This is a genomic window from Marinoscillum sp., assembly GCF_040222955.1.
Lineage (GTDB): Bacteria > Bacteroidota > Bacteroidia > Cytophagales > Cyclobacteriaceae > Marinoscillum.
Genome location: NZ_JAVKCA010000017.1, coordinates 67,481 through 85,088, shown reverse-complemented (window position 1 = coordinate 85,088; position 17,608 = coordinate 67,481). Strand labels below are relative to the sequence as shown.

Here is a 17,608-nt window from a genome sequence, read left to right as displayed (position 1 = left end):
TATCTATTTGGTCTGAGGAGGGTTTTGGTATGGAGTGATCATTTCAAAATGAGGGGATCTTTCTCAATATGGGGCACGCATGTGGTTTTACAGATTGCCAAAAGTGATTTCATTTCTGAGTCCTGTCAACTCAAGAACGGTGGAAGAAAGCTGAGATGGCTGCCCGTTGATGGATGGTGACTTTTTCAGCTCAGGTGACGACAGAATGATCTTCCAATCCGATTGAGTTTGGGTGATGACAAATCCGGATTTTGATTTTTCGAAGGAGATCAGGTTGTTTCCCACTTTTATGTTTTCCAGCTTCACATCATCCCACCCAGATGGGAAATTGGGTTCAAAGGTGACCAATTTTTTGTCTGCCTCAGGTTTCACGCCAAAATAATAGGACACTATCGGCGTGGCAACAGCGTAGATGTTCCAGGCCTGCACGATCATGCCATAGTCCGGGCTTACCTCATACATAGAACCCGGCAGTGCATAGCCAAACCCATTGGCTAATTTTTTCAGGTACTCCAATGAAGCATCAGCATGGCCATACCGGGCTTCGCTGATGGCTTGCACACCGGTAGGGAGGGTCATCACGGCGCCTACATAGCTAAACGATTTCCACTTGGAGGCCTTACCCTGGCTTTCGTCCCTGTCTATGCCGGTCACGTACATCCCAAAGGGATTGGTGTATTTTCTGGCAGTTTCCAGAGCCAACTCCGCCTTATCGGCATCCGCGATACCGAGCTCCATGGGCGTGTTTACCACCCAGTTGTGATGCACTACCTGGCTTTGCACCCGATTGTCCCTGAGTCTGCCCACCTGCACTTTGAGTTTTTTCAGTTCCTCCGCGGCCCAGGGCTTTTGGATGGTGTCTGCCCGCACAATGGCAGCGTCTATGAGCTGGAGGGTTTCCACCCGGGTGGCCCGAAAGTCGGCAAACGAGCCGGCGGAGGGTACCCACCATTCTTCGTTGATCTTTCTGGACAGATACTCCGCTTGCTGCTGATAGGACTCGCTCGCGGAACTATCACCCAGGGTATGGGCCATTTTAGAGGCTGCTGCGTAAGCGGCCTGGGTGTACACCACCACATCGATCATTTCGGAGTGCAAACCATGGATTTCCATCATACCAGCACCATCCGGGTATCCGTTGCCGTCTTTATCTTCCTGCTCCAACCACTCCAGCCCCTTTTGCACCGTGGGGTAGGTCTTTCGGAGCATGTCCGTATCTCCGGTCCACTGATAGTATTGCCACAGTAAATGGATAAAATAGGGTGTCGTGTTGAGGTTTCCCGGATTGAAAACTACCCCGTTGGTGGAAGCTTCATGCATGATTCTCCCATTGTCGTTGACCTTTTCAGAGAGCTGTAGGATGAGCTCAATGGTGGCTTTGACTTCTTCATGAGCGCCGGTGGCCAGCAGTCCCTGGAGGGCATAGGTATTGTCCGTGCCAAACCACCAGGGGTAGTCGGGGATGCCGGCAGAAAGCCCGCGACCTTGACCAGCTACATCCCTCATAAGCCAATCGGTATTGTATTTGGTCCAGGTGTACATCTCCTGGATTTCCTGATCAGGAATGGCGAGTTTGGCAGTATTGGCAATGGCTTCGTACCGGGCTATTTTTTGTTTAAGAAGGGTGTTAGCCTGTTGAATTTCCTCGTAGGTTTCCAGCGCCTGCTCCTGTGAGCTATATGACCCTGCTATGAAATACCGCACCACCTTTTGCTCACGTGGTTGGAGTGCGATTTCACTTTGAATCAGTAGATCAATTCCGTTGCCCTTGCGGCTATCGCTACACTGAGATGCTGGCTGCTGCCAGGCAGAAATGGGTTGATCGGTCCCAAAGACTGTGTGCCAGGAGTTGAGCGAGTCCCGGGCAGACCAGGTGCCAGTGAGCTGGTCAAAATCAGCCAAATCCTTTCCATCTTCCTGATTGATCCTTTCTGAGAGCCATACCGGTCTCAGGTCTACCATGCCAGTGAAATCTACTTTTAGATTCAATGCTTCATCTCCAGTGTTTTCCAGAATGTATTCAATGATCATTCCTTCCTTTTGGTCGGGTACGAACTGGGTACGTGTGACAGTTATGGACTCAGCCGGGTAAAACTTATGCTGATTGGCCATCGGAAAATTGATGAATTCCTCAGCGTTGTTGAGGCAGTGGTAAACCGTCCCGGTACTGATCCCCAGCACGAACCCATCCATTAGTTTGATGGGATGATCCCAAATACCTCCCATTTCCCCTGTGACGTGCCAGCCCAGATCTGGAAAACTCCCATCCTGATGGCCCACAGCGTAAAGCCGATCACCTGCGGTAACGTAAGGGGTATTCAAATACTCCGTTTTTCCTACTTTGGCCGGGAGGTTAGACAGCAATGTGTCAAATGACTCTGAAGGAGACTGTGGGGTGCAACCGGCGAGAACAAGAATCAAGGGGATTAAGAAAATAGGCTTCATTCATTTCATTTTTTGGAAAATGAAGATAGCAGATTTCCTGCAAAAGTGATTCAAGGGCTTGGATTGGTCGCTTCAAAAGTCTGATTATAATAGCTGAAAGCCCGGTAGACACCCTCTTTCTGATCCAGATCCAGTTGGTTATTTTTGATGAATTGCTCCATCCACCGGGAGTCTCCACCGAAGGCCGCAATCAGGTCTTTTTTTCTTTCGAGCGGGATGAGCTCCTTCTTTTTTCCCACCGTGAAAAACGGCGGGTAGGTGCTTTTGGAATAGTCATCTTTGACAATCCCGGGCTTAAAGAGAAGGGTGATTTTGCCATCAGAGAGCACCTCAAAAAGGTGAGCTTCTCCATCCAACTCGTAACCTTTGTAATGGGTTTCTTTGCCTTCGGTTCCGGTATACCTCACCTCTTTGATTTGCTGGGCACTGAATATCTGGGTTTTTTCATCGCTTCGGCAGAGCACCTGATTGGATGCGGGGTTGATGTCAATGATTCCCTCGTACTTGCCCTCAGAGGTTCTAATCACACCTGAGGTGGCGGCGTTGGCATTGAAGGTTTGGGCCATTGAGGCCAGGTGAGCACTACAAAGGAATAGCACTAAAGTGTATTTCATAACTAGATGGTTGGGAGGTCAAAGGAAGTCTTGACTTCTCACACATCAAAGGATGTTACCGCAACTTCACCGAAGCATAAAGCGGTCATAATCTGAAGTGCTCGTTGTTATGAAATAATTGCATTTTCCTTATTCGGAGTACCAATTTCGGAGCCTGACATCTATCTGGTCGCTTCCTTTGTTCACCAGCTGCTTGAATCCTTCTATGTCATTGAGACCTCCCTGGCCACGGTAATGAAACGGATAGACCACAGCTGGCCTGAACTCCAGTACAGCACTCGCAGCCTGATCTATGTCCATTGTATAGGGGAGGTTCATACAAACGAAAGCCACATCAATATCCTTTAGTGCCCTCATTTCGGTAATGTCTTCTGTGTCTCCCGAGATGTAAATGTTTTTACCACCCAGATGAAGGACATATCCATTTCCTCTGCCCCTGGTGTGACGGGAGTCTTCACTTTCCGGCAGGTTATACATAGGCACTGCCATGATGAGTATGTCATTAACTTTCCTACTTTCACCATTCTTCATTACAATGACTTTGGAGGTAATTTCTTCGGGTAGCTGATCCGCCACGGCCTGTGGTACCACAAAGGTGGCGCTCTCAGTATCGATCGCCAGGAGGGTTTCAGGGTTGAGGTGATCTCCGTGAATATCTGTAATGAGAATCATGGAGGGCGCTGGTAAGTTCTGAAACCTCGATGCCCCGCCGTAAGGGTCTGAGTAGATCACTTCACCGTTCCATTCCAGCATCAGTGTGCCGTGCAGGATGGGCTGTATTTTTATGCTGGTGTGATTGGCAGGGATATAATCTGGCGCAGGTGGTTGTGTATTTCCAGCCATTGAAGCCAGTAGGAGGAGGACAGGGAGTAACGCTTTCATGATTTAGGTTTTGTTCAGCATAACGATTTTATCCCTATCAATTAGGAATTTCATATGGCGGTGAGTTTAGTTGGAAAGGACTGAAAATAGAAAAAGTCCCGAACTAATCCGGGACTTTTTTTAATTATTTTAAAAAGCGGTTTACTACTTGGCGAATGCCACAGCCCGGGTTTCCCGAATCACGGTCACCTTGATCTGACCTGGGTACTGCATGTCTTTTTCTATCTTCTGCGAAATATTAAAGGACAATTCTCCTGCACGCTGATCAGTCACATTTTCTGCATCCACCAGTACACGGAGCTCACGGCCTGCCTGAATGGCGTAGCATTTGTTTACACCCTCAAAGCTCAGCGCAACTTCCTCCAGTTCTTTTAAGCGCTTGAGATACTGTTCCATGATTTCACGACGGGCGCCAGGTCTACTGCCAGAGATGGCATCACAGGCCTGCACAATGGGCGAGATCATAGTGGTCATTTCTATTTCATCGTGGTGCGCCCCGATGGCATTGCAGATGTCCGGAGATTCTTTGTATTTCTGTGCGAGCTCCATACCTATAATGGCGTGAGGCTTTTCTGGTTCGTCTGGCCATACCTTGCCAATGTCATGCAAAAGTCCGGCACGTTTGGCCTGCTTGGGGTTGATCCCCAGCTCAGAGGCAAGCGTAGCACAAAGGTTAGCCACCTCTCGGGAGTGCTGCAGCAGGTTTTGTCCGTAAGATGAGCGGAACCTCATTCTGCCCACCAGCTTGATCAGCTCAGGGTGCAGCCCGTGAATGCCCAGGTCAATGACCGTGCGCTCACCGATCTCCACTATCTCCTCGTCAATGTTTTTGGTAGTCTTACTCACAATCTCTTCAATTCGCGCAGGGTGGATTCTGCCATCCTGCACCAGTCTGTGAAGCGACAGCCTGGCAATTTCTCTTCTTACAGGATCGAAACCTGAGATAATGATGGCTTCCGGCGTATCGTCTACGATAATCTCCACTCCGGTGGCAGCTTCCAGTGCCCGGATGTTTCTACCCTCTCTACCAATAATTTTTCCTTTGATGTCGTCACTTTCAATGTTGAAGACAGAAACACAGTTTTCGATGGCGTGCTCTGTGGCTGTGCGCTGAATCGTCTGAAGGACTATCTTTTTGGCTTCTTTGGTGGCCGACATATTGGCTTCCTCCATGATCTCTTTGATGTGGGCCGAAGCGTCCGTGCGGGCCTCATCCTTGAGGGTCTGGATCAGCTGGGCTTTGGCTTCTTCTGCGGTGAGGTTAGATACTTTCTCCAGGATCGAAACCTGCTGATTTTTTAGCTTCTCGTATTCGTCTTTTCGCTTTCTTACGATCTCCAGCTGAGCCTGCAGATTTTCTTTGGCAGATTCCAATTCTGCTTCCACACGTTTGTTTTGTTCCATCTGCTTAGAGATGGAAGACTCCCGCTGCTTCAGCTTGTTTTCGTTGGTGATGAGAAGGTTCTTTTTACGGTTGGCCTCTTCTTCAAATTCGGTTTTGAGTTTAAGGAATTTTTCCTTGGCCTCCAGTACTTTATCCTTTTTAATGCTTTCGGCATTTACCTCGGCTTCTTTCAGGATCAGTTTTTTCTGGTCTTCAGCACTTTTTAGCTTCTTGGTGATAGACCGTTTGAGTATGACCCGGTCTATGACAAACCCCAGGAGTATTCCCCCCAGAGCAATCAAAATGTATAATATATCCATCGATCAATTTAAGTATGTATTTCACATACATGGCCTGTCGGGGAGGGCCGGGAATGGGGTGTGGACTGTATTATGGAGGGGTTTAAATAGCGTTTGCTATCAATTGGCTAATGTTTCGTAATTGGTCAAGTGCTACTTCGTCCGTAGATTCTATAGTCTCTTCGTTTTTCATTTTGTCTACCAGGCAATCAAATGCCACCATGGCGAGCAGGTCTTGGTTGTCTTCTATACCAAACTGATTGCGATAAGATTTTATTTTTTCATTTAACATCTTACCGGCCCGTCTGATACGTTCCTCATCCTCGGCCTTTACCCTCATGGGGTACTCCCGGTTTCCTATTTTTAGCTTTATTGATAATTCTGCCATCAGGTATTTAAGCTTCACCCAAATGAGCAATGCATTTATCTATCTCCTTAATATAGTCGTCAAGCACATCCTTCACCTCGTTCGCATCGCTATCGCCGACTACCATGCTTTCTACAATTTTACTAATTTTCATTTGATTTTGAAAGTTTGCAAGATTGGCTTCTTGTTGTGAAGCCTGAGCTTTCAACTGTCGGTTCTCATTGCTTACTTTTTGGAGCTCTACTTTAAGCTGTGTGTGTTCACTAAGTAAAAGTTTAACCTTTCGTTCCAGATTGTTGATTTCAGTTCTTAGTGTTTCGTTGCCCATTTACTTTCTGATAATTGCTCCTACTTCATTTTCAAATGTGCTGATCAGGCCATTCATGACCTTATCAATACCCTTATCTGTGAGTGTTTTAGTTTTGTCCTGAATAAAGAAACTCAATGCGTATGATTTTTTACCTGCTTCCAGTTTGTCCCCTTCATACACACTAAAGACATTAATTCGATTTAGCAATTTTTTCTCAGACTTGAAAGCTAAATCCCGAATCTCATTGTAAGATACCTTTTTATCCAGTACCAATGAAAGATCTCTGCGTACCTCAGGGTATTTTGAAATTTCTTCAAATGAAGTTTCCACCTTAGCCGCTTTCACCAGATCCTTCCACAAAAACTCAGCGTAGAATACTTCCTGCTTAATGTCGTAGTAACGGGTAACCTTGGTTTTTAGCATCCCTAATTTTCCGATCACTTTATTATTCAGCTTTACCTCCAGTCCATACTCCAGGGCCGGGTCTTCCGTAGGTTCGGTAGTGTATCCGATGACTTTCAAGTGTCTTAAGGATGAGAAAACGACTTTAGAGAGGTCGTGAAATCCGATTTTCCGGGCACTTTCTAACCAACTTTCCTCGTGAGAGTCGCCACTCATATAAAAAGCCAGCAGCTGATCTTCTTTGTACTTTTCGTTTTTCCGGGAGTAAGTTTTCCCAAATTCGAAAAGATTCAGGTTTTTCGTTTTCCTGTTGATGTTGTGTCTGACGGACTCAAGGGCGGTATAAAGGAGCGAGGTTTTCATGTACCCCAGGTCTTCGCTTGATTTATTCAGAATCTCTACCGGCTCACCACCAAGGCCCAGGTCTTTATAGTATTTTGGGTTGGTGAGCGAGTTGGTTTGTATTTCCGAAAAGCCCTTTCCGGCCAGATAGGTAGAAAGATCTTCCTGAAGCTTGTAAGGTTCTTTTTCGCTGAATGAAGATAAGTATCCCGCGGACAGGGTTTCTTCCAGTGGAATGTTATTGAACCCATAAATCCTGAGGACTTCTTCTACCAGGTCTGCTTCGCGGGTCACCTCACTCCTGTAAGGGGGCACGATGGCCGTGAAAGTGGTTTCATCTACAGCTTCGGTCTGGATGTCCAGCAGATTAAGAATTTCGATGATCTGATCATTGGGCAACGTGATGCCAATGAGCCGATGAAAATTTTGAAAGGTGGTAGGAATCCTAACCGGTAGTATAGGGTTTGGGTAAAGGTCTACCACTTCTGATGCCAGGTGTCCCCCAGCGAGCTCCAGAATGAGCTCTGAGGCCATTTGCAGCGCCGGGATGGTCATCTCCGGATCGGAGCCCCTTTCGAACCGGAAGGAAGCATCTGTAGATAGCCCGTGTCTCATGGCCGTACCTCGCACCCAATCTGCCGAGAAGTGAGCACTTTCCAGGAAAATACTGGTGGTGTTGTCTTTCACACCAGAACGGGTTCCCCCAAACACTCCGGCAATGCACATACCCGATTGATCATTGCAGATCATGAGATCTTTCTCATTTAGCTCACGCTCCACCTCATCCAGCGTGGTGAATTTGGTACCTGATGGTAAAGTTTTTACGGTGATTTTATTGCCAGCAATTTCGTCTGCGTCAAAGGCATGCATGGGCTGACCCAGGCTCATCATCACATAGTTGGTGATGTCCACCACATTGTTGATAGGAGATAAGCCAACAGCTTTTAGTCTCCACTGCAGCCAGTCAGGTGAAGGTCCTATTTTGATGCCCCGAATGGTGAGGCCTGAGTACCTCGGACAAGCCTCATAATTCTCCACTTTCACCTCAATGGGCCGATCGATTTCAGTTTTTAGATTTCTGGACTGAAGTGAGTCCATCGGCCGTTTGAAAAATGCTTTGAGGTCCCGGGCGGCACCCAGGTGAGAGGTAGCGTCTCCACGATTAGGTGTAAGACCGATTTCAAAAACATAGTCAGACCCCGATTCGAAAATTTCGATTAGTGGGGTGCCGTTCGGTTTTTCAGTTTCCAGTATCAATAGGCCATCATGACTTGTGCCCAGACCGATTTCATCCTCGGCGCAGAGCATGCCCTCTGAGACTTCTCCTCTGATTTTGGCCTTTTTGATTTTGAACGGCTCACCACTTGTAGGATAGATGGTTGTGCCTACAGTTGCCACGATTACTTTGAGGCCTTGTTTGACATTAGGAGCACCACAGACGATGGGCAGGAGTGCTCCGGTGCCCACATCCACTTTGGTGAGCTGAAGTTTGTCTGCATCAGGGTGAGGCCGACATTCAACAACTTCTCCGATAACCAGCCCTTCAAATCCACCCGGGATTTTCTCCACATGTTCTACGCCTTCCACTTCCAGCCCGGTTTGGGTGAGGGCAGAGCTGATTTCTTCTGGTGATTCTGAAAGTGTTATGTAGTCCTTGAGCCAATTGTAGGAAATCTTCATCCTGATGTAAGTGTATTTTTTAAATCTGTTTTAACCGGGTTATCCGAGGGGATTACACCATCTTTTATAGTGAACAGGATCCCTCTGATATGTAACCGGCAAAAATAGGAAAGTGAAGTCTAATGCCCTATCAAATCAATGGTTATAATCTTTTTCGCCAGCTTCTATGCGAAGGGGCAGTACATTCTCTGCAGGGGGTAGTGGGCAGGAGTAGTCACTGACATAGGCGCAGTAAGGATTATAGGCCAGGTTAAAATCAATCTCTATGTTATCCGATTTGCCGATCTGTAGATCCAGGTAGCGGCCGCCGCCATAGGTGCCTTCTCCACTGGTCTCATCTGCAAAGGCTGTAAAGTAGGTGTTGGGGAGGGCTCCAAAGCCGGCGGGCTTGAGAATGAGCAGCTTAAGGGACTGGCCGCGGAGTTTGAAAGTAGCGTAAGCAAATTTGGAATAGGGCGCTGAGGAACCATCACTGCTTTGTATCATCACTCTGGTGGGTGACTGGAGTCTTTCCAGGTTGGCGCGTACTTTAAATGAGGGATCGATGGTGTAAAAATTGAGTGGTTCGTATTTGAGATCAAATTGCTTGAAAGGGGATTGATCTGAAGATTTCAGAAAGCGTACTCGCTCCGCGCGCGTATCGGCCACTTTGCTGATATAAGCCTCATCTGAATTCCCTGAGAGTGAATAAAAGATGATCACAACAGCTGCTACCGGGACCAGGATAAAAAGGAGTTTTTTCATGTTGATAAAGCACTAAGGCATTATAGATTCATCCGAAAAGCTAAAATAGGTGTGATCTGTGAAAATGAGGTGATCGTATACAGGAATGTCCAGGAGCTGACCGGCTGATTTCACTTTGCGGGTGAGTATTTTATCTGCTTCGCTGGGTTGGACATTGCCGGAAGGATGATTGTGTATGAGAATGAGGCCACTGGCCATGACATCCAATGCTTTTTTGAAAATAACTTTGGGGTCTACCGCAGTGCCTGAGACTCCACCGACACTGATTTGTTCTTTCCCAATGACCGAATTGTTTCGTCGGAGCAGGATGATCCAAAATTCCTCATGAGGCAGATCCGTAAGCTCGGGCTTCATATATTCATAGGCCTCATTGGAAGAGGTGATTCGGAGGGTCTTGCGGGGTTCAGATTCCTTTCTTCTTCGGCCAAGCTCCAGCGCGCTCACAATGGTGATGGCCTTAGCTTCTCCAATGCCCCTGAATCGGATGAGATCGGTGACAGAGAGTTTGGCGAGAGCATGAAGGTCGTTATGAACCGAACTGAGGATTTGCTTGGCGAGATCTACAGCGCTGAGCGTTTTGGTACCCGAGCCAAGCAGAATGCCGATGAGCTCAGCTTCAGATAGACTTGCTTTTCCTTTGAGGAGTAGCTTTTCCCGTGGGCGGTCTTCTTCGGCCCACTGATGGATAGCCAGATAAGTATGATCGGATTTTTCCATTACCTGCCAGTATTTTACAGCACTGAAGATAATAAAAAACCCTATTCGCCATGCGAACAGGGTGTGAATATCCTGAAGAGGACGAACTAAGTCTTAAAGCGCGTTAACTCTTTTAGTTAAGCTTGACTTAAGGTTAGCCGCCTTGTTGTTATGAATGATGTTATTCTTAGCAAGTTTATCTACCATGCCCAGCACTTCACCCAAAAGCTTCTGAGCTTCGGTTTTGTCTGTAGCGTCTCTCAACCTTTTGATGAAGGTTCTTGTAGTTTTATGCTGATAACGATTTCTGAGTCTCTTTGCCTCGTTTGATCGTATTCTCTTTAATGCGGATTTATGATTTGCCATAAGCTTTTTATTCTCCTATCCTTGTTTAAGGGATGCAAAGATAGAGCAATTGGTAAAAAAAACAAATACATTTCATAATGTTCGCCTTAAAAAACCCACGAAAAAAATGACTAATTTCATTTTGCGATGAAAGGAGCACACAAACTTTATCTTATAGTGGTACTGGGGGCGATAGTCTCCAGTAGTTGGGGGTTTTTCTCCCATCAGAAAATCAATCGGGTGGCGGTGTTTACGCTACCCATAGAAATGATGGGCTTTTATAAGTATCACATACAATACCTCACTGAGAAGGCGATTAATCCGGACAAGCGCAGATACATCATGAAGGAGGAAGCTGCCAGACACTATATAGACCTGGATGTATATGGCGACAGTGCCTTGTATAAAATGCCACGTTACTGGAATGATGCCGTGGCAATGTATACTGAAGACACGCTGCAGGCCTATGGGATTGTCCCCTGGCACATCAATCTCGTGAAATACCAGCTGACACAGGCATTTCTCAATAGAGATGCGGATAGGATTTTGAGATATTCGGTGGACCTGGGACATTATATCGGAGACGCCCATGTGCCTTTGCATACCACTGAGAACTACAATGGGCAGCTTACCGGCCAGCTGGGTATTCACGGGTTCTGGGAATCGCGGCTGCCGGAGGTGTTCTTTGAACGTTATGATTTGTTTACAGGGAAAGCAGAGTACATCAAAAACACCCAACTGGAGGCCTGGAAGGCAGTGGAAAGTTCACACCTGGCTTTGGATTCGGTACTGAGGTTCGAAAAGCTCCTGACCCTCAGGTATCCGGAGGACAAGAAATACAGCTATGAAGAGCGAGGCGCAACCACCGTCAGGGTTTATTCCTATGAGTTTTCACGTGACTATAATGAAATGCTCAATGGAATGGTGGAGCGTCAAATGAAGCGGGCCATCAAAATGGTGGGGGACTTTTGGTTTACCGCCTGGGTAGATGGAGGGCAGCCTGATCTTGATCTGCTGATCAATGTACCTATGGGAGAGGAGGAAATTGCACCCGCCAGAGAGCAGATCAAGCTGCGCAATCACGAGAGTGGAGAAGAGATAGGTTCGTAGACGCTTCAAATCCGGTACTTATCTGATGATTAGCCAAATGCATCGAAGACTTCTTGGTGTTATTGCGATATTTTGAGTATTTTAACATTACATTAAAATACTTCTAAATAATTGTATTATGAGAAGAGGTGGTTTTATCAAATTTGCAATAGGTGTTTTTTTCTTCGTTATCATTTCATTCACAAATACTCACGCACAACTGGTCAATGAGTCGGATATTTCCTTTGATATCCTGAAGTGGCACTTCCACTACTATCCAAAAAGTGAAACCAAACAGTGGATCAATCTGGGAGAGGATACCTACACGGTATCATTTGTTTTTGAGTCTTTGGATGTATCTGTAGTTTATGATTCCCGGGGCAAACGAATAGAGGAACGTGTGGATGTAACCAATAATATACCAGTCTCTCTGGTTTATCATCTTGATGATCACTATGAAAAGTACAAGGTGACCAGGTTTGAGAAGGTGACCAAGTTTAAGCAGGACAATTCCGTGGGCTACGAAATGAAAATAAAGAGTAAAGAGAAGGGGGATGAGCAGTTATATTTTGATCAGAACATGGTGCCCATAGATTTTAACCTCATTAGCAAGGCAGACTAAAGATGAATAGGCTCAACCAGAAATAAAAAAGCCTCATGATCGAAATCATGAGGCTTTTTTGTAGCAATCGGGTTATAATGATTACCCGATAGAGATTCTTTTGAATTCTGATACGGTCAGACCTTTGCTCACACCATTCAGGTAAGAAGCGATGGTAAGAGAGTTGTCTTTCACGAAAGACTGGCTCAGAAGTGTGTTTTCTTTGAAGAATTTCTGAAGCTTACCTTCAGCAATTTTTTCGATGATGGCCTCAGGCTTACCTTCTTGTCTGGCTTGCTCTTTGCCGATTTCGATTTCCTGCTCGATGACTTTAGGATCTACTCCGTCTTTGTCAACAGCCACAGGGTTCATAGCAGCAATTTGCATAGCCACATCTTTACCAGCTTCCTCTACGTCAGCGCCGTTTACATTTTTCAATACGACCACTACGGCAAGTTTACCATTGGAGTGGATGTAAGGTACTACAGCTTCACCAGTGAGGGTTTCGTAGAATTTAACATCTATTTTTTCTCCGATTTTACCAGTAGCTTCAATGATTTTATCACCGAGAGTGATATTGCCTGCGCTCAAGGCCAACAGGGCTTCCACGTCTGCGGGAGCATTTTCAAATGCCAGGTCAGCAGCCAGATTAGCCAGGGCTACAAAGTCGTCATTTTTAGCCACAAAGTCAGTTTCGCAAGTGAGTGCAAGCACCACACCTTTGGTGTTGTCTTCGTTGGTTCTGGTCACCACTATACCTTCAGTGGTCTCTCTGTCTGCTCTGTTAGCAGATACTTTCTGACCTTTTTTTCTGAGTAGCTCTATCGCTTTTTCAAAATCACCATCTGCTTCTACGAGTGCCTTTTTGCAATCCATCATGCCGGCACCAGTCATTTGTCTTAGTTTGTTTACGTCTTGCGCAGTAATAGCCATTCTTGTCTTCTTTTAATTTTTAGCAATGCTTATTAACAAAAATTGAACACCGTCCGAAAGGAATCGGAGCAATGTTCAATTTTTGAAATGATTATTTCATGAGGAAGCTTATGCCTCTTCGTCTACTTTCTTCTTAGCTTCTTCCTCTTCCTGTAGTTTTTGATCTTCCTTGTCCTTCTTACGCTCAGCCAAACCTTCTTCCAGAGACTGAGTGATGTAGTTAGTGATCAGGTTAATTGACTTCCAGGCATCGTCATTACCCGGGATCGGGAAATCTACCTGCGTGGGGTCAGAGTTTGTATCTACCAAAGCAAATACAGGAATGTTAAGCTTCTGAGCTTCCGCTACAGCAATGTGCTCTCTTTTGATGTCGATCACGAAAAGTGCAGCGGGAAGTCTGTTAAGGTCTGCTATACCACCTAGTACTCTTTCCAGTTTTTCTTTTTCGCGGCTGATCATCAATCGCTCTCTCTTCGCAAGGTTGAGGTAAGACTCGTCTTTCATCAACTTGTCGATACCAGCCATTTTCTTCAATGACTTTCTGATTGTTGCGAAGTTGGTCAACATACCACCCAACCATCTTTCGGTTACGTAAGGCATGCCCAATTTCTGAGCGGCAGTTTCTACCACCTCTTTAGCCTGCTTTTTGGTAGCAACAAACATTACCTTGCGGCCTGATCTTACGACTGACTGTAAGGCGTGTGCTGCCTGATCCATGCAGGTCAGGGTTTTATTGAGATCTATGATGTGGATGCCATTCTTCTCCATGAAGATGTAAGGCGCCATTTGTGGATTCCACTTACGTGTAAGGTGACCAAAATGAACACCAGCATCCAATAAGTCTTTGTATTCTAGCTTTTGCATAATGATATCTTAACGTTTACTGAATTGGAATCTTCTTCTTGCTTTCCTTCTACCGTATTTCTTACGCTCTACCATTCGAGGGTCACGAGTCATAAAACCTTCTTTTTTCAAAGCTGGTTTGTTTTCTTCGTCTAGCTCTACCAGTGCTCTGGAGATAGCAAGTCTTACCGCTTCAGCCTGACCTTTTGGTCCGCCTCCATCAACATTCACGTTGATATCATAGTTGCCGTCGAGTTGCAGCGTCACTAGAGGCTGCTTTACGATGGTCTGTAAAATTTCAGAGGGAAAGTAGGTGGCGATATCCTTGTTGTTCACAGTGATAGCACCTTTACCGCTCTGTAGGTAGATTCTAGCTACAGAGGTCTTCCTTCTTCCAATGGTGTTAGTGATTTCCATCTAGGTTTTTAAAGTTTTACTTCTTTTGGTTGTTGTGCTGCATGAGGGTGATCCGCACCTGCATACACGTATAAATTTTTAAAGAGCTTACTTCCAAGTCTGTTTTTAGGAAGCATGCCTTTAACAGCTCTTTCTACTAAAAGGGTTGAAGATTTAGCCTTCACTTCAAGGGGAGTTTCAAAACGCTGCCCACCAGGAAATCCTGTGTGACGAACGTACTGTTTGTCATTCCACTTTTTACCTGTCAGTCTTACTTTGTCTGCATTGATCACGATGACATTGTCACCACAATCCACGTGCGGAGTGTAACTGGCTTTGTTCTTTCCTCTAATGATTTTAGCTACTTCGCTGGACACTCTACCCAACACTTTTGAATCTGCGTCTACGATGACCCAATTCTTTTCTACTGTAGCACTGTTTAACGATACCGTTTTATAGCTTAAAGTATCCAATTTTTTATTCGTTTAAATGAACTTAATGGTTCTCCCCTGGAAAAGGGACACAAAAATAGAAGTTTAATTCTTGAAAAACAAAAGATGGTAATGAATTAAATCACAGGTATTTACGCAGCTGCTTGATTAAAACGCCAAAATCCTTCGGGTAAGGCGCTTCTACCTCGATTGTTCGTTCTTCATTAGTGTCAAAATCATAAAAGGCAATGTTGTGTGCATGAAGGGCTACGCGAGGTAAAATGGGCTTTTCCTCGTCGGTATGGCGGGAAAGGTTGAAATTTTTCTTGATGTTGGAGAGGTAAATATAGTCTCCACCGTACACAGGATCGCAGCTGATCGGTGCTTTGTGAAAAGCCAGGTGTACACGGATCTGGTGGAGGCGACCGGATACCGGAAAACATTTTACCAACGTATGATATTTGAAGGTTTCGAGCGTACTGATGAGGGTGAGCGAGGGTTTTCCTTCTCTGAAATCTACCCGAGACTTGCTGTTGGTGGAGTAAATGGGCTGGTCTGCGGAAACATTGTCAAACTCATGAATGCCTCCTACCACGGCATGATAGACCTTCTTCACCTGGCGCCTTTCCAGCATGATGGCAAAATGCCGGTAGGCTTCCTGATGCTTGGCAATGACCAGTGCTCCGGAGGTTTCTTTATCCAGTCGATGGCAGACCTGAGCATCGGCATGGTGCTCTTTAGCCAGTTTTAATATGTCAACAGGATCGTTTCTGTCATCCAGTGTGGAGATATACGGAGGTTTGTTGATGACCAGGTAATGGTCATTTTCAAAAATAATCAGGTCATTGAGTGTGATCCCTTTCAGGTATTTATGCATAGTCTTCTTCGTCCTCTTCGTCTTCCTCCACAAATCTATGCGCAACTGGCTTACCTTTTTTCAATTTAAAACTAAAAGTAGATCCTTTTTTCACTTCACTCTTCACCTCCACGGTGGATCCATGGCCTTCCATGATGTGCTTGACAATGGCCAGTCCGAGTCCCGTTCCGCCTTTTTCTTTTGAACGGCTCTTTTCTACCCGATAGAATCGCTCAAATATTCTTTTGAGGTCTTCCTGAGGAATTCCCCTGCCATTGTCTACCACGGAGGTAATGACATAATTATCTTTTTCAAGGAACCTGATTCTGACTGTGCCTTTTTTCTTGGTGTACTTGATGGCGTTCGACATGAGGTTGATGAGTACCTGATAGATTCGCCGGTAGTCACCTTTCACAAAATGTTTGGCCGAGGGGTCCTCTATCTGTATGTCTATTTTTTGTTTTTCAGCTTTATCTTCCAGTTGGTCCAGTACTTCGCGGGTAAGGGCCACTATGTCAAAATTCTCCACGTGCATTTTGATCTCTCCGGTTTCCATCTGAGAGATGGTGAGCAGGTCCTGCACCAGGATGTCCAGTCCATCCAGGCTTTTGGCGGCTTTCTTGAGAAATTTCCCCCGAACCTTTTTGTCTTCCACGGCGCCATCCAGCAGGGTATGCACAAACCCCTGAGCGGCGAAAATGGGGGTTTTCAGTTCATGAGAAACGTCTGCAATGAATTCCCGGCGAAACACTTCCATGCGTTTGAGCTCCAGTATTTCCTGCTGCTTTTTCTCCGCATAGCTGAAAATATCTTTGTTGATTCTTTTCAGAGGATTGAGCGAAAGCGTCTTGGTGGGTTTGGTGATGTTTGACAACTCCTGATCCTGGAAGTTCTCCAGTGCCTCATTGATGTCGTTGATGTGTCTGAAGAAGAGAAACTCCAGCACCAGTCTGATGAGAATGTAAGAAGCACAAAAGGTGATACCAAAGCCAATAACCAGCGCAGTGGTGAGCACAGAGGGGACCAGAGCCAGGAAGGCCGTCGCAATCATGGAGATCACGAAACCAAGCATGAGGGCCAGTCCACGGGAGTTGATAATCATCGATGTACTGAGTCAGTTCTATTAATTGGTGTCAAACTTGTAGCCTACTCCTTTGACAGTGGAGATGTAGCCGTCACCTATTTTTTCTCGCACTTTCCGAATGTGCACATCCACTGTTCGGGCCAATACATACACATCTGTGCCCCAGATGTTCTGCAGGAGTTCATCTCTGCTAAAGACCTTGCCCGGATTCTGAGCGAGAAAGTACAGGAGTTCAAATTCTTTTTTGGGAAGGCTTACCTTTTCTTCCCCTACAAAAACCGTGTAGCTGGTTCGGTCTACGATCAGGTTGTCGATAGAAATCTGATTGGATTCTTTTTTCTTTTTCGATTCCCTTCTGAAAAGGGCATTGATTCTGCTGACCAAAGCGCGAGGCTTGATAGGCTTGGTAATGTAGTCATCGGCACCCATGTCAAAAGCAGCCACTTCGCTATACTCCTCCGATCGGGCCGTAAGGAAAATCACAAAGGCATTGGCCAGCTCCGGGATTTCTCTAATCTGACGACAGGTTTCCACTCCGTCTTGCTTCGGCATCATAATGTCCAGGATGATGAGATCTGGAACAAATGATTTGGCAATATCCACACCTTTGATCCCGTCCAGAGCTATTTTGACATCATAGCCCTCTTTTATAAGGTTATATTTTAATAATTCAAGAATGTCCGCTTCATCATCTACGACCAAAATTTTTTGGGCATGCTTAGCCATGAGTTTATGGTTTGAGTTAAAGAAATCTTAACAGTTTATTGATAAAAAATTAACTCGTCTTAGCCGCATCATCAGGAAGTGGTGAATACCAGCAAAGACATTCGATATTATTCAAAATTAAAGACAAATCGGTTTTATG

19 protein-coding genes are annotated in these 17,608 nt (G+C 45.7%); 2 read left to right on the top strand and 17 right to left on the bottom strand.

Annotation, left to right across the window (positions count from 1 at the left end; translation table 11 throughout):
- Window positions 1-87 precede the first annotated feature (87 nt).
- From RIH33_RS14810 to rpsT, 10 genes are all read right to left on the bottom strand, one after another.
- On the bottom strand, window positions 88-2,445 hold the full coding sequence (locus tag RIH33_RS14810) for a GH116 family glycosyl hydrolase (RefSeq protein WP_406652362.1): 2,358 nt from the start codon (window positions 2,443-2,445) through the stop codon (window positions 88-90).
- Between the two features lie 50 nt (window positions 2,446-2,495).
- The gene (locus RIH33_RS14805; RefSeq protein WP_406652360.1) at window positions 2,496-3,059 is read right to left on the bottom strand and encodes a hypothetical protein; all 564 of its coding nucleotides are present in this window, start codon (window positions 3,057-3,059) and stop codon (window positions 2,496-2,498) included.
- Window positions 3,060-3,188: 129 nt separating this feature from the next.
- A complete protein-coding gene (locus RIH33_RS14800; RefSeq protein WP_406652359.1) occupies window positions 3,189-3,941 on the bottom strand; it encodes an MBL fold metallo-hydrolase in 753 nt (250 codons plus the stop codon).
- Between the two features lie 144 nt (window positions 3,942-4,085).
- Window positions 4,086-5,645, bottom strand: coding sequence for a ribonuclease Y (gene rny / locus RIH33_RS14795; protein WP_406652357.1), 1,560 nt, complete (start codon window positions 5,643-5,645; stop codon window positions 4,086-4,088).
- A gap of 82 nt (window positions 5,646-5,727) precedes the next feature.
- Window positions 5,728-6,012, bottom strand: coding sequence for a cell division protein ZapA (locus tag RIH33_RS14790; protein ID WP_159583376.1), 285 nt, complete (start codon window positions 6,010-6,012; stop codon window positions 5,728-5,730).
- Window positions 6,013-6,019: 7 nt separating this feature from the next.
- Complete coding sequence (locus RIH33_RS14785) at window positions 6,020-6,319, bottom strand: hypothetical protein (RefSeq protein ID WP_406652356.1); 300 nt, start codon at window positions 6,317-6,319, stop codon at window positions 6,020-6,022.
- Window positions 6,320-8,725: a phenylalanine--tRNA ligase subunit beta gene (pheT, locus tag RIH33_RS14780; RefSeq protein WP_406652355.1), complete on the bottom strand. Its 2,406-nt coding sequence runs from the start codon at window positions 8,723-8,725 to the stop codon at window positions 6,320-6,322.
- Between the two features lie 135 nt (window positions 8,726-8,860).
- Window positions 8,861-9,469 (bottom strand): DUF1684 domain-containing protein, encoded by a 609-nt coding sequence (locus tag RIH33_RS14775; RefSeq protein WP_406652353.1) that lies wholly within the window; start codon window positions 9,467-9,469, stop codon window positions 8,861-8,863.
- Window positions 9,470-9,481: 12 nt separating this feature from the next.
- On the bottom strand, window positions 9,482-10,186 hold the full coding sequence (gene radC, locus RIH33_RS14770; RefSeq protein WP_406652352.1) for a DNA repair protein RadC: 705 nt from the start codon (window positions 10,184-10,186) through the stop codon (window positions 9,482-9,484).
- A gap of 93 nt (window positions 10,187-10,279) precedes the next feature.
- Window positions 10,280-10,531: a 30S ribosomal protein S20 gene (gene rpsT, locus RIH33_RS14765; RefSeq protein ID WP_406652350.1), complete on the bottom strand. Its 252-nt coding sequence runs from the start codon at window positions 10,529-10,531 to the stop codon at window positions 10,280-10,282.
- Window positions 10,532-10,657: 126 nt separating this feature from the next.
- Here rpsT and RIH33_RS14760 point away from each other — a divergent pair, with 126 nt between their 5' ends.
- Window positions 10,658-11,620, top strand: a complete 963-nt coding sequence (locus RIH33_RS14760; protein WP_406652349.1) for a zinc dependent phospholipase C family protein — start codon at window positions 10,658-10,660, stop codon at window positions 11,618-11,620.
- 118 nt (window positions 11,621-11,738) lie between these two features.
- On the top strand, window positions 11,739-12,221 hold the full coding sequence (locus RIH33_RS14755; RefSeq protein WP_406652347.1) for a hypothetical protein: 483 nt from the start codon (window positions 11,739-11,741) through the stop codon (window positions 12,219-12,221).
- Window positions 12,222-12,302: 81 nt separating this feature from the next.
- Here the strand turns inward: RIH33_RS14755 and tsf are convergent, their stop codons facing one another.
- The 7 genes from tsf to RIH33_RS14720 all read right to left on the bottom strand — a co-directional run bounded on the left by tsf (window position 12,303) and on the right by RIH33_RS14720 (window position 17,469).
- Complete coding sequence (gene tsf / locus RIH33_RS14750) at window positions 12,303-13,133, bottom strand: translation elongation factor Ts (protein ID WP_406652346.1); 831 nt, start codon at window positions 13,131-13,133, stop codon at window positions 12,303-12,305.
- Between the two features lie 108 nt (window positions 13,134-13,241).
- Window positions 13,242-13,997 (bottom strand): 30S ribosomal protein S2, encoded by a 756-nt coding sequence (rpsB, locus tag RIH33_RS14745; protein ID WP_159583394.1) that lies wholly within the window; start codon window positions 13,995-13,997, stop codon window positions 13,242-13,244.
- A 9-nt stretch (window positions 13,998-14,006) separates the two neighbouring features.
- Entirely contained in the window at window positions 14,007-14,393 is a 387-nt protein-coding gene (gene rpsI / locus RIH33_RS14740; RefSeq protein WP_159583396.1) for a 30S ribosomal protein S9, read from the bottom strand.
- 8 nt (window positions 14,394-14,401) lie between these two features.
- Complete coding sequence (gene rplM, locus RIH33_RS14735; protein ID WP_406652345.1) at window positions 14,402-14,845, bottom strand: 50S ribosomal protein L13; 444 nt, start codon at window positions 14,843-14,845, stop codon at window positions 14,402-14,404.
- Window positions 14,846-14,945: 100 nt separating this feature from the next.
- Window positions 14,946-15,668 (bottom strand): RluA family pseudouridine synthase, encoded by a 723-nt coding sequence (locus RIH33_RS14730; protein ID WP_406652531.1) that lies wholly within the window; start codon window positions 15,666-15,668, stop codon window positions 14,946-14,948.
- Window positions 15,669-15,672: 4 nt separating this feature from the next.
- A complete protein-coding gene (locus RIH33_RS14725; protein WP_406652344.1) occupies window positions 15,673-16,761 on the bottom strand; it encodes a sensor histidine kinase in 1,089 nt (362 codons plus the stop codon).
- Window positions 16,762-16,782: 21 nt separating this feature from the next.
- The gene (locus tag RIH33_RS14720) at window positions 16,783-17,469 is read right to left on the bottom strand and encodes a response regulator transcription factor (protein ID WP_406652343.1); all 687 of its coding nucleotides are present in this window, start codon (window positions 17,467-17,469) and stop codon (window positions 16,783-16,785) included.
- Between the last annotated feature and the right edge of the window lie 139 nt (window positions 17,470-17,608).

Coding starts and splice junctions, on each gene's coding strand:
- RIH33_RS14810 (WP_406652362.1), bottom strand. CDS start 2,445: ATGAAGCCTATTTTCTTAATCCCCTTGATTCTTGTTCTCGCCGGTTGC.
- RIH33_RS14805 (WP_406652360.1), bottom strand. CDS start 3,059: ATGAAATACACTTTAGTGCTATTCCTTTGTAGTGCTCACCTGGCCTCA.
- RIH33_RS14800 (WP_406652359.1), bottom strand. CDS start 3,941: ATGAAAGCGTTACTCCCTGTCCTCCTCCTACTGGCTTCAATGGCTGGA.
- rny (WP_406652357.1), bottom strand. CDS start 5,645: ATGGATATATTATACATTTTGATTGCTCTGGGGGGAATACTCCTGGGG.
- RIH33_RS14790 (WP_159583376.1), bottom strand. CDS start 6,012: ATGGCAGAATTATCAATAAAGCTAAAAATAGGAAACCGGGAGTACCCC.
- RIH33_RS14785 (WP_406652356.1), bottom strand. CDS start 6,319: ATGGGCAACGAAACACTAAGAACTGAAATCAACAATCTGGAACGAAAG.
- pheT (WP_406652355.1), bottom strand. CDS start 8,725: ATGAAGATTTCCTACAATTGGCTCAAGGACTACATAACACTTTCAGAA.
- RIH33_RS14775 (WP_406652353.1), bottom strand. CDS start 9,469: ATGAAAAAACTCCTTTTTATCCTGGTCCCGGTAGCAGCTGTTGTGATC.
- radC (WP_406652352.1), bottom strand. CDS start 10,186: ATGGAAAAATCCGATCATACTTATCTGGCTATCCATCAGTGGGCCGAA.
- rpsT (WP_406652350.1), bottom strand. CDS start 10,531: ATGGCAAATCATAAATCCGCATTAAAGAGAATACGATCAAACGAGGCA.
- RIH33_RS14760 (WP_406652349.1), top strand. CDS start 10,658: ATGAAAGGAGCACACAAACTTTATCTTATAGTGGTACTGGGGGCGATA.
- RIH33_RS14755 (WP_406652347.1), top strand. CDS start 11,739: ATGAGAAGAGGTGGTTTTATCAAATTTGCAATAGGTGTTTTTTTCTTC.
- tsf (WP_406652346.1), bottom strand. CDS start 13,133: ATGGCTATTACTGCGCAAGACGTAAACAAACTAAGACAAATGACTGGT.
- rpsB (WP_159583394.1), bottom strand. CDS start 13,997: ATGCAAAAGCTAGAATACAAAGACTTATTGGATGCTGGTGTTCATTTT.
- rpsI (WP_159583396.1), bottom strand. CDS start 14,393: ATGGAAATCACTAACACCATTGGAAGAAGGAAGACCTCTGTAGCTAGA.
- RIH33_RS14725 (WP_406652344.1), bottom strand. CDS start 16,761: ATGATTATCAACTCCCGTGGACTGGCCCTCATGCTTGGTTTCGTGATC.
- RIH33_RS14720 (WP_406652343.1), bottom strand. CDS start 17,469: ATGGCTAAGCATGCCCAAAAAATTTTGGTCGTAGATGATGAAGCGGAC.